We start from the raw sequence: 15,786 nt of genomic DNA on the forward strand, positions 1-15,786 counted from the left end.
TGTTGAGCGGCCATACTTTGGCCTGCGCCCCAGCCAAATAGGGGCGTTCACACCTGCGGCATTCCGCAGTCCGGTCCGAAATGCTTCAGGATCACGAGCGGCTCCACAGGCGAGGTGTTTTTGACGAGCACGCCTTCGCGCGCACGTTTGTTCGATACAAAGAATTCGTCTGCCGTCAACTGGCCGTAGCGGATGAGCGTGGGAGATTCCACAACAAATTTTCCAAACTGCCCGCGGCCCTGCACCGCGAGGCAGCCGTAAGCCGCCGCGTCTTTAATCAGTACTTCAGCGCCCGGCTCTACCGTCAGTTCCTTCGCCGCGACAAAGTCGTTGCCGTAGCAGATCCAATCTTGCTTATAGCCTTCGCCGGCCTCGTCCGTGACCGGCGGACGGAAGAATTTTTCACGGTAGTTCGTGATCGTATTGAGTTCCCAGTCCGCCGCGTCCATGATTGCGTCAAGGTCGCGTTCGCTGCCCGCGGGAACATAGCCGCACAGGCTCTGGTAGTCGAACACTTCGCCTTCCACGATATTTTCCCACATCGCCATTACGTCACTGTTCCACTGCGGCTCATAGGTGCACAGGGAACCGGGCGCATGCACCACGCCCGCAGGCGTGAACCAGCCTGTGCCAAGCTCCATGCGGAACGCGCGGGACAGCTCGAGGATGCGTCCATCCGCCGTCTCGAACTTTGACAGGCGTTCCTTCACCTGTTCTTTCGTGACCGATGGGTCAAATCCAAAATAAGTCACCGGACGGATGCCGAGGTGGTTGTTGTATTGTTTGGGGAAGAAATAGTGCTCGTGTTTGGGATTCACGCCAACCTTCGCGCACGCTTCTTCACGGTGGTGGACATGATGGAACAGCGGCTCGTTGTAATCATAAAATTTGGAATACATTGGCCATGTGCCGTAGTCCTGGATCAGTTTTTCACCGATCAGCTCCGCGCCCAGCGCTTCTACGAATTCCTTGAACAGCACGAGATGGTCCGGATTTCCGTCCACATTGACAAAGCTCATGCCCTCGAATTCTTCCGCGCCTTCGGTCTCTACCTTCGTAATGGAGGAGAACCAGCGCTCTACGATCGCGCCGCGCTTGAGGCCCATCGCATAGTAATCGTCCGGGTGCAGGCGGATCCGCTTTCCCGGGCGGTTGAACGGCCGGGGCACCCAGGTTGGAGCGAGGGAAAGGATTCCTTCCCCACGCTCCAGAATATTTTTGATTTCATTTGCTTCCATGTTGTCCACCCTTCAGCCGCAATATTTTTTGTTAAATCCGTCCACGAACGCCTTGCAGTCCGCCGTTACGTTCCACGCATCCGGCCATTCGCACAGGTCGATTGCCCACCAGTCGCCCTTATAATCCGCTTTTTCAAGCAGTGCGGGAATGATTTCATCAAAATCGACATTCCCAAGGCCAAACGGCGCATGTGTGCTCGTTTCCGCTTCGTTGAGCGTTCCATCCGAATCGATCACGTGTACAAGGCCGATTTTGCCTTTGAGCATTTCCGCAAACTCCACAAGGCCGCCTTCAAGCTTGTTCGGCTCGATATGGCGCGCGCCTACGACTGCGGACATATAGCCGTGGCAGGTGTCGAACAGGATGCTGAAATTCGGTTCGTTCACCGCTTCGTACGTTTCAAGGATGTATTTCGGCTCATTAATCAGGAATCCGGGCTCGAATTCCCAAACAACCTCAAGGCCATATTTCTGCGCAATTTTCGCAACACGCTTAAAGTTATCCACAATTTTCTGCCGTGCCAGCGCATAGCTCATTCCTTCGGGCAGGACAGGCGGGGTGCCTGAATCCACACGAATCATTTTAAAGCCCATCTGCGACGCAAATTCTGCGTTTTTCTCAAACAGGGCGATCCATTCCTCGGGCTGCTTTAAGGAGTCAAGGCTCCACAGGTCGCAGGCGAAATCCGCCACCTCGAGATTGTATTTCGCAAGAAGCTGTTTCAGCTCTTCCCTTTTTTCAGGGGTGTCGTAAAGCTCCGGATTTGCGTGCGGCTTGAATCCGCCCATGCTGATCCCATCAAATCCAAGTTCATTCAGCTTCTCGCACAGCTGCGGGAGCAGAACCGGATCATCTGCAAACGCCCCAAATACATATGCCCAGCTTCCAATCGATACTTTTTTCATATTGTCCACCTCTCTTTTCAGATTTATTTGAAATATTATTGTCCAAGGCCCTTTGAATGCCAAAGCCTTGCCGTTTTCCTTTATTTGTTTTCCACGCTTTCTTAATCGATTAAGCAATTTCTTCAGAAGAACCTGCCAGGCGCCTTCCTGCCCGCCAGGCGCGGCTGAAAAACTGTGCCGTATATAATTACCACATAGAAAGATTCCAGTCGCCAGGCTGATCCGCTACAGTAGACTGGCGCACGATCAGCTTTGCTTCCAGGATGATCGAACGGGGGGCTGCTTTTCCTTCCCCATCCATCAGCCGTTTGAGCTCTTCAAACGCCGTATAGCCAAGCTCGTATTTTGGCAGGTCTATCGTCGTGATCTGCGGACTCACGAGCGTACTGGGGAAAATGTTGTCGCATCCTGCAATCGCTACCTGCCCGGGAACCGCAATTCCCGCTTCTTTCAGCGCCTTTAAGGCCCCTATGGCCATCTGGTCGTTCAGCGTCTGAATCGCGTCGAAGCGCAGCCCTTTTCCGAGGGCCTCTTTTGTCGCTTCATACGCCGAAAGCGCTGAAAAGTCCGCTTCCAGAACGAGTTCTTCACGAAAAGGGAGCCCTTGCTCTGCAAGAGCGCTCAAATAACCCTGATAACGCTCCTGTCCATGCCGGAGTTCCTTCCCCACCTTGATATAGAGGATCTTTCTTTTTCCCTGCTCAATCAGGTGGGAAGCGGCGGCCTTGCTCAATTTTTCATAGTCTACCAGCACCGATGAAATTTTTGAGGAATCCATGTTTTGTTCCATCGATACGACGGGAAAACGTTCCCCGTCGTTTTCTTCCGCCAGTTCGCCGGCCCAGCCAGCCAACTGCTCCGCTTTGCAGCAGGAATCGAGGATGATTCCATCCACATAGCTTGCCTTCAGGTATTCGATACTCTCCTGCTCCGTTGCGAAATCAAAGTTGCTGGATAAAAAATTAACTTTATAATTGGCCTTTTTTGCCGCTGTTTCGATGCCCTTGAGGACATTTGGAAAAAATATTTTAGTGATATCCGGAAGCACGACGCCTATTGTATGCGTCTGTTTTACCTTCAGCCCCCGGGCAAGCAAATTGACCTTATAGCCAAGCTCGCCAATCGATTTTTCTACTTTTTTTTTACTGTGGGGCTGACGAAATTTTTCCCCGTGATTACATTTGATACCGTTGCAACAGAAACACCTGCATGTTCCGCAACATCTTTCATTCTTACCATGATTCGGATTCCCCTGTTATGCAGCCGCTCCGGCTGCCCGTTTTCTTGTATGTTTCCCGCCCAAAATTGCTAGGATAAAAGCCTTCTTAATCGTTTAATTAGACTATACCATATCCATTTTGGCTTTGTCAATGATTTTAACCTTCTTTTTGCGGCGAGACCGTTTCTCCCACGGTCCCCCCGCAAAAAGGCGGGCGGGAAAAATCCGTCCGCACAGCTTTTTGCTTCTTTTGCTTGCCGTATGCGCTTTATTCGGATGCAAAGCGCATACGGCCGATTGACTACTTAAATACTTTTTTCAGGAACGGAATGCCGTTTTCTGCAATCGCTTCCGGGGACTTTGCAAACGGACGCCATACAGACGCCGCCTTCGCAATTTCTTTGCAATCCGGCGTAAAGGATTCGATCAGGCAATATTCGTCATAGCCCGCGTCTTTGATCGCCGCGGCAATCGCTTCCCAGTTGAAATTATCTTCACCCGGTGTCCCACGGTTGTTCGCACAGGTATGGAAATCAAAGATTTTGCCCTTTGCGGCACGGATCGCAGCCGGGATGTTGGATTCCTCTACGTTCATATGGAAGGTGTCGAGCAGGAAGCCCACGTTGTCGTAACCGATGCGGCCGATGAGGTCAAGGCCCTGCTCCACCGTGTTGATGAAGTCCGTTTCAAAACGGTTGAGGGGCTCGATGCCTAGCTTGATGCCTTTGTCCTGCGCATACTGCGCGCATTCTTTGAGGTTTTCCGTCGCCCAGTCCCAAGCCTGCTTTTTCTCGTCTTCCGTAATCTGGCGCGCCTTGCCTACCGCGGAATACATCGGGCCGGCAACGACCTTCGCGTCGATCTTGACGGCAAAATCCACCATATCCTTGACATACTGAATGCCGCCCTTGCGGTATTCCGGGTTATCCGAGGACATATCCCGCGTATCGCCGAACGCGCCTGTAATGGTGGGCGTTTCGATGCCCGTTTCCGCTTTCGCGGCGTTGATCGCGTCCACATCGATCGTGGACCAGTCTTCGGGCACGATCTCATAAATATCGCAGCCGTATTTTTTTGCCAGTTTGAACTGCCCGAGCGCATCGCTGAACGGCGACTGCCAGGCGAGTGATACCATACCAAATTTCATATCGTTTTCTCCTTTGATGTCTTATATCCTGTTATTTTTCCATTGTAACCCATGCGCATCCCGCTTCGGAGCTGTCTACGCACTTATTGGAAAACTCCACGCCTTCGATGCCCATGTCGATGGTCGGATAGCCATAGCTTGCTTCATCCACTTCCTTGCCGTCGATCTTATCGCGCAGCGCGGCGCAGAAATCCTTATAGATGTTTGCGAACGCTTCCGTAAGGCCTTCCGGATGGCCGCAGGGAACGCGCACATATTTTTTTGCTTCCTCTTCGAGGTATCCGCAGCCGCGGCTATAGATTTTCGGGGGCTCGTGGCGCATGGAAACGCGCAGGTAGTTGTTTTCTTCCTGTACGAATTCGATGGTTCCCTTTTCGCCGAAAATACGGATCTTGAGGGCGTTGTCAAAACCGATCGCAACCTGCGACGTCCAATACATGCCCGTCGCGCCACCTTTGAATTTCACCATGACCTCAACGTTGTTGTCGAGCACGCCGCCCTTGCCGAATACGTCAAGGTTGCAGCACAGTTTATCGATCTTGAGGCCCGTTACATAATTCACCCAGTTTTCGATGTGCGTCCCAAGGTCTGCTACGCACGCGCCGCGCCCGGAAAGCTTCGGATCCGCGCGCCACGGCTTATTGTCTTCCGTGATCGTTTCGAGCGAATCGAGAAGCCAATCCTGCGGATATTCCGCCATGACCATACGGATATCCCCGATCTGGCCCTTCTGCACCATCGCCCGCGCCTGCCGTGCCATGACGTGGCCCGTGTAGGTGTAGGTTACGCAGAACAGGCAGCCATGCTCTTTGGCGGTTTTCTTGAGGTCTTCGCCCTCTTCTACCGTGAAGCACAGCGGCTTTTCGCAGACCACGCTGATCCCCTGCTCGAGGAACAGCTTCGCCGCCGGGTAGTGGAACCGGTTGGGCGTTACGATATCCACCCAGTCGATCTTGTCTTCACGCTTGCCCTCGGCTTCCGCCATTTCTTCAAACGTCGTATAGTTGCGGTCTGGATCGATGCAGAGTTCGCGCCCTGCCTGCTGGCGCTCTTCCTCGATATAGGAAAAGCAGCCCGCCACCAGCTCCGCCTCGTCGTTCAGGCGGACCGCCGCGCGGTGTACGCCGCCGATGAAAGCGCCCGGGCCGCCGCCGATCATACCATATCTCAATTTACGTTCCATGATTCAATCCTCCTTAAAACATCAGCGCGCCAAAGGGAACGGCCGGGCCGTTCCCTTGCGCCCCGCAAATGAAATTCCAGATTTCTCAGTCGTTTGCAATCGCCTTGTCGAACGCTACGTCGGAGGGCTTAAAGTCAACCCCGCGCACGAATTCGCAGGCTTCTGTCGCACCGTAGATACGTTCCATGCCGCTGTCTTCCCACTCGACCGAAAGCGGCCCTTCATAACCATACTGGTTCAGTTCGCGGATGATTTCTTCAAAGTTCACATCGCCGTGGCCGAGGGAACGGAAGTTCCAGCCGCGTGCCGTATCGCCGAACGTGATGAAGGAGCCGAGGATACCCGCGCGTCCGTCGAGCGTGACCGCCGCGTCCTTCATGTGCACGTGGTATACCCTGTCAATAAAGTCGCGCAGGAAAATCGTCGGATTCACGCCCTGCCACAGCAGATGGGACGGGTCGAAGTTAAAGCCCAGCGTTTCCCTGTAGTCGAATTCGTCGAGCAGCCGCTCCGCCGTATAGTAGTCGAACGCAATTTCCGTCGGATGGACTTCCAGCGCGAAGAGGATGCCATATTTATCGAATTCATCAAAAATAGGCGTCCACAGATCCACGATTTCCTGGAATCCCGCATCGATCATCTCTTCCGTCGTCTGCGGGAAGGAATACCAATACGCCCAGATCGGCGAACCCATAAAGCCTGTTACGACGTCTACGCCCATGTTCTTGGCCGCTTTCGGGATATACATCATCGTCTCGATCGCCCATTTGCGGATTTCTTCCGGTTTGCCCGCAAGCTCCGAAGGCGCAAAATTATCAAGGCGCGGATCCCACTTGTCTCCCACGCACTGCCCCACGATGTGCGCCGCGAGCGCCCACGTCTTAAGGCCGTATCTGTCCATCGTGGCCTTGAGCTCGTTGCAATAGTCCATGTCCTCCGCCGCGCGTTTGGGATCGATGTGCGAGCAGCACATGATTTCGAGTCCGTCATATCCCATTTCTTTTGCCGTCTTGCACAGGGTCTCAAAATCCATATCGCCCCACTGTGCCGTCATTAATGTAACTGGTCTTGCCATCACTATTACTCCCTTCGTTTTTAATCTTTTTATCGTCAGCTTGAAAAATTCAAGTTGGAACCTGTTTTTGAATTGCTTTGCCTGCTTCTATTATAGCAAGATTGTTTCGTTCGCGCCCACTTTTTCGCCCGGATACGGAAAACTTTTTCCCGCCGCCCGGCGTCAGGCAGAAGGCAGGCGCGGGTACTTCGTCCGGCATCCCCCGTTCTTTGCTATTTAATTTCAAATCCCGGGAAAATAAACCTACTCTTTCTTACTTTATAGTGTAACACCGGAAAATGAAATAACTATGACATTTTTGTCTTTTCTGCAAGATGAATTTGTCCAGGCCGTGCAATTCCGGTCAGCCGCTCCCGTCTATTTGATTCTACCGTGGAAATAACTGCCGGAAACGGTTCCGCCGCTCTCGGAAATCTCGCGAAAACCGTTCGTGCAGACCTTCCGCGCATCCATACCGTTCCTTTGGTTTTACTTGGCGACCGTTCATTCTTAATCGTTTAATCAAAGAATAACACACTGCATTTTTATTGTCAATCCGCTGTCCCGCTTTTCCCGTCTTTTTTGCCGTCGGCATATGTCGCTGTACAAAATAGATACAGGCAAAACGGGCCCCCGCGCGAGCCCAGCGCAGCGGGCCGCGTGGGGAAAAGGAGCGGCAGCGGAGCATACGCAAAAGCCTCGCTAAAAGCGAGGCTTTGAAATGCAGCGTAGTTTGCCGTCGGCATGTGTCGCTATACAAAATAGATACAGGCAAAACGGGGCCCCCGCGCGAGCCCAGCGCAGCGGGCCGCGTGGGGAAAAGGAGCGGCAGCGGAGCATACGCAAAAGCCTCGCTAAAAGCGAGGCTTTGAAGTGCAGCGTAGTTTGCCGCGGCGTGTGTCGTTGATACAAAATAGATACAGGAAAAACGGGCCCCCGCGCGAGCCCAGCGCAGCGGGCCGCGTGGGGAAAAGGAGCGGCAGCGGAGCATACGCAAAAGCCTCGCTAAAAGCGAGGCTTTGAAGTGCAGCGTAGTTTGCCGCGGCGTGTGTCGTTGATACAAAATAGATACAGGAAAAACGGGCCCCCGCGCGAGCCCAGCGCAGCGGGCCGCGTGGGGAAAAGGAGCGGCAGCGGAGCATACGCAAAAGCCTCGCTAAAAGCGAGGCTTTGAAGTGCAGCGTAGTTTGCCGCGGCGTGTGTCGTTGATACAAAATAGATACAGGAAAAACGGGCCCCCGCGCGAGCCCAGCGCAGCGGGTCGCGTGGGGAAAAGGAGCGGCAGCGGAGCATACGCAAAAGCCTCGCTAAAAGCGAGGCTTTGAAGTGCAGCGTAGTTTGCCGCGGCGTGTGTCGTTGATACAAAATAGATACAGGAAAAACGGGCCCCCGCGCGAGCCCAGCGCAGCGGGTCGCGTGGGGAAAAGGAGCGGCAGCGGAGCATACGCAAAAGCCTCGCTAAAAGCGAGGCTTTGAAGTGCAGCGTAGTTTGCCGCGGCGTGTGTCGTTGATACAAAATAGATACAGGAAAAACGGGCCCCCGCGCGAGCCCAGCGCAGCGGGTCGCGTGGGGAAAAGGAGCGGCAGCGGAGCATACGCAAAAGCCTCGCTAAAAGCGAGGCTTTGAAGTGCAGCGTAGTTTGCCGCGACGTGGCTGCGTTTACAAAAAAGGATCCCCGGACATAAGTTCCGGGGATCCAGGTTTTATCCCTTTTGTAAGTGAATCAATTCGTTATACTTTCTAACTAATAGATTCTTTTTCCTTAGTTAAACGTAATGAGCGCTTCCGCATCTTCGAACTTCGGATCATTGATGTCCGTAACGATGTCGGGTCTCAGTTCCATATAAGCAGTTGCATCATAAGGAACAAGCGTCAGCTCCGTAACATTGGAGGAGTTGTAAGGGGTCAGGTACGGGGAAACATACTTTCTGTATTCCTCGCCGTTGAAGTATGCTTTCAGCATCTGATAGAGCAGGTCGCCTTCGAGCGCGGGCGTCTGGTTCACGTCCATCGTTACCCTGCCTTCTTCAGCCCACGTCCAGGATTTTTCTTTACCGTTGGAAGAACCGAGCCAGTAGTCAGCCGGGTTGAGGCCAGCTTCTTCGAGAGCCTGGATCGCGCCGTCCATCATTTCGTCGTTCTGTACATACATTCCGTCGAAACCGTCAGCGCCAAGCGCCGTGATTACGTCGGCAACAACCTTTTTCGCCGGATCTGCCATCCAGTCGCCGGAGGACCACTGAACGATCTGCAGGTCTGCGCCGCCTTCGGTCTTGTTTACAGCAACGTCGTTTGCCGTGCCGCCGATGTCCTTGCCAGCTTCTTCATAAGCCTGCAGGAAACCGAGGGACTGAGCGGAAGCCGTGCCCTGGCCGAGTTTGCCTTCTACCATAACCAGTTTCTTAACGCCTTCGCCGTTGTTGTAGGTGAGGGCATCTTCGCCAGCCATAACGCCCGTCTCAACGAAGTCATAGCCTACGAAACCAGCAAGTTCGCCGCCAGCCGGAACGCTCGGAGCATGCGTGAGGGCAAAGTACGGGATACCCGCTTCATTTGCCTTCGTGATGCACTCCGCCGTGATTTCCGGGGAGTTCTGAACCACTACGATCGCGTCAACGCCTGCCGTGATAAAGTCTTCAACAGCAGCCAGCTGTTCCTGTGCGGTACCCTGGCCAACTTTGTCGATTACTTCCCAGTCAGCCGTTTCCGGATCTGCCTTCAGGCATTCCAGGAATACTTCGTAACCAGCTTTGTAATAGTCGTCAGCCGCGTCTTTGTAGTAGCCGATCGTCTTTGCTTCGCCGGAAGCAGCCGGTTCGGACGCTTCCGTGGATGCTTCTGCGGACGCTTCCGTGGATGCGGATGCTTCTGTGGATGCTTCCGCAGACGGAGTTTCAGTTGCCGGTGCGCAAGCTGCAAACAGTGCAACCGACATTGCTATGCATACAACAATAGCAATAATTTTTTTCATACTTTTTTCCTCCTATAATTTTAGTTCCATGTGTGCTCACTTACACAAATTACAGGGATAATGTAATTCATACACACACTTTTATATCAACAGGATGCCCTGTTAATATTAATATCAGACCGTTCTTATTTGCCCTCGCCAGCCTGTTCTGCCAGCGCTTCCTGCTTCTGCTGACGAACTTCGCTGCGCGCCGCGATTTTCGAAGAGATCGCGCCCGCCGCGACTGCCGCGATGATGATCGCGCCCTTGGCGACAAACTGCCATTCGGACTGGAGCTTTAAGACCGTCATGCCGTTGGTGATTGCCCCAAGAAGGATGACGCCGAGGAACGTCCCCATTGCGTTACCTTTACCGCCGGACATTGCCACGCCGCCGATAACAACCGCCGCGATGACGTCGATTTCCATACGTTCACCCATGGTGATGATCGCAGTGCCGACGCGCGAGAGCAGCAGCACAGAGGCAAGGCCCACCAGCAGGCCGTTGATTACGTAAGATGATAGCTTAATATTCTTTACATTGATACCCGCGAGATATGCTGCGCTCGGGTTTGCGCCGACCGCATAGATCCTGCGTCCGTATTTCGTATATTTCAGCACCCACCAGACAATGACTGCTATGACGATAAAGATCACGACATAGATGGGCAGCGTCATGCTGAGGCCATCCGGCGCCTTTGCGCCCTCGATCAGGTTGGTTTTGAAACCTTCGAGCTGGCCGCTCATAACGACTTCGCGCGACTGGCACATCAGAAGAGCGATCCCGCGGAACGCGATACTGCCGCCGAGTGTAATGATGAACGGTTCCACTTCCAGCCGGGCGATGATCGCACCAAGCATCGCTTCGAGGCCAATGCAGATCAGAATGCCGAGAATCACGGCCGGGACAACCGGAATACCCCAGTCTACAACGCCCTTTGCGATGAAAATACCGCCAAGAGACGCGAGATACCCGACGGAAAGGTCGATACCGCCTGAGATCATGACGATCGTCATACCCATAGCCATGATGCCGATTACCGCGTTCTGCATCAAAATATTGAGCCAGTTATTTGCTGTGAAAAATTTAAATTGTCCGCCGGCCAGTTCAATCACGAACATGACCGCTACAAAGCCAACCAGAATGGTGAGCACCATCGCCAGGTCACTGCTCCTGAAGATGGACGGCTTCTTTTCGGAAATAGAAGATGGCTGCTTCATATTTTTTTACCCCCTATTGAATACTCAAGAATATTTTCTTCGGAAACTTCATCCCGGTTGAGCTCGCCTACCAGTTCCCCGGCTTTCATAACCATTACGCGGTCGCTCATGGAGACGACTTCCGGCATATCTGAGGAAACCATGATAATCGCTTTGCCCTGCTTTAAGAGGTCCATCATGATCTGGTAGATTTCCTGTTTTGCACCGACGTCGATCCCGCGGGTCGGCTCGTCAAAGATAAAAATTTCCCCGTCGGTGTTAAACCATTTTGCAAGGACAACCTTCTGCTGGTTGCCGCCGGAAAGGTTGCCCGCCAGGACGGACGCGTCTTTCGCTTTTGTACCCAGTTTTTTGACGAATTCATTTCCTACTTTCATTTCCTGTTTCGGATTGATATAGGAACCCTTCGTATTGACCATATTGGCAATCAGCGTATTACGCGCGATGGTATGGATCAGGAATAGGCCGGTATGCTGGCGGTCTTCCGTAATATAGCACATCTTATGCTTGATCGCGTCGCTGGGGTTCTTGAAGTTAACTTTTTTGCCGAGCACTTTTACTTCGCCGGTCAGTTTTTCCGCCCCGCCGAACAGCAGCGTCATCAGCTCGCTCCGCCCGGAGCCAACCATTCCGGCAAACCCGACGATCTCGCCGCGGTTTACTTTAAACGATACGTTCTTTACGCCGTTGCCCGTGAGGTTGTTTACCTCGAGAACCGTCTCTCCCTTGGGATAGAATTCGCGGCTATAGAACGCGGAAGCGTCGCGGCCGACCATATCGCGGATCAGGTGCGGCTCGTCCGTTTCGTTTACCCCGATTGTCTTAATATACTGCCCGTCGCGGAGCACCGTGATCTTGTCCGCGATTTTGAATACCTCGTCCAAGTGGTGAGAAATATAAATGATGCCCATGCCGCGCGCTTTTATTTTGTGCACGATTTCAAGCAGGTTCTCGATCTCGGAGGCCGAGAAGGATGCCGTCGGCTCGTCGAGGATAATGACCTTGCGGTCAAACACCAGCGCTTTTGCGATCTCTACGATTTTCTGTTCGCCCGAAGAAAGTTTTCCTACAATTTGTTCCGGCTTCAGGTCGCTGTGCAAATATTCGAGGACGTCGCGCGTTTTCTGCTCCATCTCCTGTTTCTGCATGATCCCACCCTTGGTGATCTCCATGCCGGAAAAAATATTTTCCGTAATGCTCAGGGTCTCGAACACATTATGTTCCTGGTAAATCGTCTGAATGCCAAGATTCATGGCTGAAAAAGGATCCAGCTTGACTTGTTTCCCCTCGAAATAAATGGCTCCGTCCGCATCCGGTTGGTATGCGCCGGAAATAATTTTGATCAGCGTCGATTTTCCCGCGCCGTTTTCGCCGCAGATACAATGCACTTCTCCGGCGTTCAGGCTGAACTGGATGCCGTTTAAGGCTTTTACACCGGGAAATGTTTTCGAAATGTTTGACAGCTTCAAAATTTCTTTTGCCATTTTCTCACCTCCATACAAAATTTTCATTTAAAACTTGCTTTTTTGAGTCATATATCATTATGGTATTTTCCTGCGCCCATATAGCTGCTATTTTCCCGGTTCCACATCCTGCCTGCTTTAGTAAGTATACTTTTGACTATACTTAAAAGTACAAAAAATCGCAGCGCGGCAAGAAGCATATCATATAATAATCACCGATTGCGGCGAACTTTCGCGGCAGATTGCCTCCGTGTTCCTCCTTCTGCCAAGGCCGGACAACCCTGCATGTTATGTTTCTATTCCAATCTGCAAGACCGGCTGAAACGCCGCAGTACCGTTCCAGCGTTTAAAATTCCAACATTCAATTTCGGATTCCATATAAAAGTTAATTGTTTATAGTCTATCATTAAAAGTCCAGGCGGCTATGACAATTTTGTCTTTTCTTAAAGATTGATTTGTCACAAATGGATTTTGCAGCCCCAGTGCCTTCCCTTCTTCATGTGGCTTTCCGGAACACCGCTCCATAGCCGGCCCATACCTCCTGATTTCTTTGACATGCCTAAACTCCATAGGCCATGAAAAACCGCTCCGCCGTTTTCGCCGTGTGCTCGTGCACACGTTGGTCACATTTCTTAACATATCACTCAGCACAATTTCTGTCAACATTTTTTGCGTTCCGCTGCGCCTTATCCTCCGCACATTATCCTGCGTTGCAGAAGCACCCGCATTCTTCCCTGAGCTTATAAAAAAGAAACCTGAATATATGAGTTGCAAACCCTCTTAATCGTTTAAGTAAAGAATAGCACACTGTTTTTTTCTTGTCAATCTTAATTTCCTGTTTTTCGGATAAATTTTTTCCTTCCTTTTTTATTCAGGGGGTCTATTGCCTTTCGCAGGTGCCGGTGCTAGAATAAAGTTAATTTTTTAAGTAGGGGTGAGATTTTATGAAAAAAGTGAATGTTGCTGTAATAGGAATGAACTTTGGCAAAGAATTTGTCAAGCTTTACCAGAAACACCCGAATGTCGGAAAGGTTGCAATTTGCCAGCGCAACCCGGAAGCGCTGCGCAAAACAGGCGAGGAGCTGGGGATCGAAGAATCCATGCGGTTCACGAATTTTGACGATGTGTGCGCCTCCAAAGAGATCGATGCGATCCATATCATTACGCCCATCCTGGATCACTACAAGCAGTCCCTTGCTTCCCTTAATGCAGGCAAGCATACCGCGTGCACGGTGCCTATGGCGACCACAATTGACGAACTCAAAGACCTGTGCGATGCGCAGGAAAAAAGCGGAAAAGTTTATATGATGATGGAGACCGCCGTTTATACGCGCGAATACCTGTATGTAAAACAGCTTGTGGAAAGCGGACAGCTCGGGCGCATCCAGCTTGTGCGCGGCAGCCATATGCAGGATATGGGCCTCGAGGGATGGCCGGAATACTGGCTGGGCTTCCCGCCGTTTTGGTATGGCACACACGCCATTTCCCCGCTGCTCATGATTAATAAAACGGAGGCGCTGTCGGTCATCGGCCACGGCTCGGGGCATATCTCCGAGGACCTCGCAAAGCGCTACGGTTCCCCATTCGCCTGCGAAACGCTGACGTTCCGGCTCAAGGACACGGACGTTGTTGCGGAAGCCACGCGTTCCCTGTACGAAACCGTCCGCCAGTACCGCGAGAGCTTTGACGTATACGGCACAAAGATGTCTTATGAATGGGACCAGATTGCCGAAGAAGGCTCCGTCCTCTTCGAAGGCGGTGAAAACGCGCGCAGGTTCCACGCGCCTGATACGGACGGCCTGCTGATCGATGAGCTGAAACCCTTTACAAAACGGGAAGTAATCCTCAACAAGGACAATGTTTCCTTTATCCAGGGTTCCGGCCACGGCGGTTCGCATCCGCACCTCGTGCAGGAATTCATCGCTTCTATCGTAGAAGAACGCGAACCTCTCCTCAACGCAAAAATGTCTGCCAATATTACGGCGGCGGGTATTTGCGGCCACGAGTCGTGCATCAGGGGCGGCGAAAAGATCATGATTCCCAACTTCTGATTTCGGCAAACGCAAAAAACAGGCTTGTGCCCGCGCACTTGCCTGTTTTTTTATGGAATAGGTTTACGGCGGCTTCCATATGGCTTTGCAAACCGTTTGGCTGCGTGAATCTTTTTCATGGTACGGCAAAATAAATCCATCAGATGTGAACTATGGTATTCCCGCTATATTGGCCGCGGGATCAAAAGGCCGCCCCAATCGAGCGGGGCGCGGACGAACCGCTTATTTGCAAAAAAGCATGTGAAAAAACAACGGGAAGGGAACCCCGGCGTGTCCCGGAAAATCCTTTTACCGTTCCGGCTCCTCCCCGCATGTAAGCAGCGGCACAAGTTCGTCAAGGCTGCGAATCACATAGGTCGGCTTCAGGTCGCGCAGTACGGCCTGCGCGTCCTTTGCCCAGCCGATCGGCACATCGGCAAAACAGGAATCGCACCCGATGATATTCGCAATCTCAATGTCGCGCTCCGCGTCTCCCACGTAGAGCGCGCGGCCTGCCTCCACCCCATATTTTTCCAGCAGGTTCAGGCACCGCTCCTCCTTATCGAGCGAATGCCTGTCCGCACCCGCGACTTCCGCAAAGCACCCGGCGATGCCGTGTAATTCCAGGATTTTCTCTGTCAGCTCGGTAAAGGAATTGGTCACTACGCTCATTTGGCAGCCCATTTCATGCAACGCAAAAAATGTTTGTTTGGCGTGCCCTTCAAAGGGGATTTCCAAAATCAGGTCGTCCGCGTCCGTCTGATAGAATTCTGCCAGATGGTCGAAGGCTTTTTCCTCTTCCTCGCCCGTGATGCCAATTCTGTGGAATATATCCGCAATCGTCACCCCGAGGGCGCCGCGCACCGCTTCCATATCCACATCCTTGCCCCATTTCTTAAAATAACGCTGGAAGGAACGCCCATGAAAATCCCTTGAGTCAATGAAGGTTCCATCCATATCGAACATAATATGATCGTACTTTTGCATTGTTTCCCCTATCTAAAATGAAAATGGTCCTGCTCCTAGGCCGACCATTTTCTATGATACTTCTTATTTGCTTTTCAGGCAAGCCCTGTCCGCCCCGCCGCGGAACTTCCCCGGAACCGTTTCGACCCTCCGGGCTGCCCGCTGCCCGCGCGTTTTGCGTTTTCCCCGCGTCCCTTACTTACCGCCGGGAAAACAAATGCGCTTCGGCCCGCGCCGGGGCCTTGCTGGCTGCGGTATTTCGTTCCCGCGCCAAAGCAATTGCCGCTTACTCGAAAGACTTTACAATCTCAATTGCAGACTGCGTGTTGATTCCAAAGCGCTCAACGCCCATCGCCAGCAATTCGTCAAACTCTTCGCGCGTGCGGATGCCGCCCGCCGCCTTTACCTT

The 15,786-nt window shown here is 52.5% G+C and carries 12 protein-coding genes; 1 reads left to right on the forward strand and 11 read right to left on the reverse strand.

The annotated features are described in order from the left end of the window. Nucleotides 1–47: 47 nt before the first annotated feature. The 10 genes from H8S18_RS12325 to H8S18_RS12370 form a co-directional block, all read right to left on the reverse strand. A complete protein-coding gene (locus H8S18_RS12325) occupies nt 48–1,238 on the reverse strand; it encodes a cupin domain-containing protein (protein WP_186858565.1) in 1,191 nt (396 codons plus the stop codon). A 12-nt stretch (nt 1,239–1,250) separates the two neighbouring features. Then, nucleotides 1,251–2,144, reverse strand: a complete 894-nt coding sequence (locus tag H8S18_RS12330) for a sugar phosphate isomerase/epimerase family protein (protein WP_186858566.1) — start codon at nt 2,142–2,144, stop codon at nt 1,251–1,253. 187 nt (nt 2,145–2,331) lie between these two features. Next, the gene (locus tag H8S18_RS12335) at nt 2,332–3,240 is read right to left on the reverse strand and encodes a LacI family DNA-binding transcriptional regulator (protein WP_186858567.1); all 909 of its coding nucleotides are present in this window, start codon (nt 3,238–3,240) and stop codon (nt 2,332–2,334) included. A gap of 35 nt (nt 3,241–3,275) precedes the next feature. Then, complete coding sequence (locus H8S18_RS12340; RefSeq protein WP_082770986.1) at nt 3,276–3,383, reverse strand: LacI family DNA-binding transcriptional regulator; 108 nt, start codon at nt 3,381–3,383, stop codon at nt 3,276–3,278. 281 nt (nt 3,384–3,664) lie between these two features. Continuing rightward, complete coding sequence (locus H8S18_RS12345) at nt 3,665–4,510, reverse strand: sugar phosphate isomerase/epimerase family protein (RefSeq protein ID WP_186858568.1); 846 nt, start codon at nt 4,508–4,510, stop codon at nt 3,665–3,667. A 31-nt stretch (nt 4,511–4,541) separates the two neighbouring features. Then, complete coding sequence (locus tag H8S18_RS12350; RefSeq protein ID WP_207721760.1) at nt 4,542–5,693, reverse strand: Gfo/Idh/MocA family protein; 1,152 nt, start codon at nt 5,691–5,693, stop codon at nt 4,542–4,544. Nucleotides 5,694–5,778: 85 nt separating this feature from the next. After that, on the reverse strand, nt 5,779–6,768 hold the full coding sequence (locus tag H8S18_RS12355; RefSeq protein WP_186858569.1) for a sugar phosphate isomerase/epimerase family protein: 990 nt from the start codon (nt 6,766–6,768) through the stop codon (nt 5,779–5,781). Nucleotides 6,769–8,510: 1,742 nt separating this feature from the next. Beyond that, complete coding sequence (locus H8S18_RS12360; RefSeq protein WP_186858570.1) at nt 8,511–9,719, reverse strand: sugar ABC transporter substrate-binding protein; 1,209 nt, start codon at nt 9,717–9,719, stop codon at nt 8,511–8,513. A 125-nt stretch (nt 9,720–9,844) separates the two neighbouring features. Next, nucleotides 9,845–10,918, reverse strand: coding sequence for an ABC transporter permease (locus H8S18_RS12365; protein ID WP_186858571.1), 1,074 nt, complete (start codon nt 10,916–10,918; stop codon nt 9,845–9,847). After that, the gene (locus tag H8S18_RS12370) at nt 10,915–12,402 is read right to left on the reverse strand and encodes a sugar ABC transporter ATP-binding protein (protein ID WP_186858572.1); all 1,488 of its coding nucleotides are present in this window, start codon (nt 12,400–12,402) and stop codon (nt 10,915–10,917) included. Before H8S18_RS12370 ends, H8S18_RS12365 begins: the two co-directional genes overlap by 4 nt. Nucleotides 12,403–13,325: 923 nt before the next feature. On the opposite strand from H8S18_RS12370, the gene H8S18_RS12375 reads away from it, so the two are divergent. Then, a complete protein-coding gene (locus H8S18_RS12375; protein ID WP_186858573.1) occupies nt 13,326–14,432 on the forward strand; it encodes a Gfo/Idh/MocA family protein in 1,107 nt (368 codons plus the stop codon). Nucleotides 14,433–14,720: 288 nt separating this feature from the next. Here H8S18_RS12375 and H8S18_RS12380 read toward each other — a convergent pair whose 3' ends face one another. Then, nucleotides 14,721–15,398, reverse strand: coding sequence for an HAD family hydrolase (locus H8S18_RS12380; protein ID WP_186858574.1), 678 nt, complete (start codon nt 15,396–15,398; stop codon nt 14,721–14,723). Between the last annotated feature and the right edge of the window lie 388 nt (nt 15,399–15,786).

This window comes from Christensenella tenuis, from assembly GCF_014287795.1.
Classification (GTDB): Bacteria; Bacillota; Clostridia; order Christensenellales; family Christensenellaceae; genus Christensenella; species Christensenella tenuis.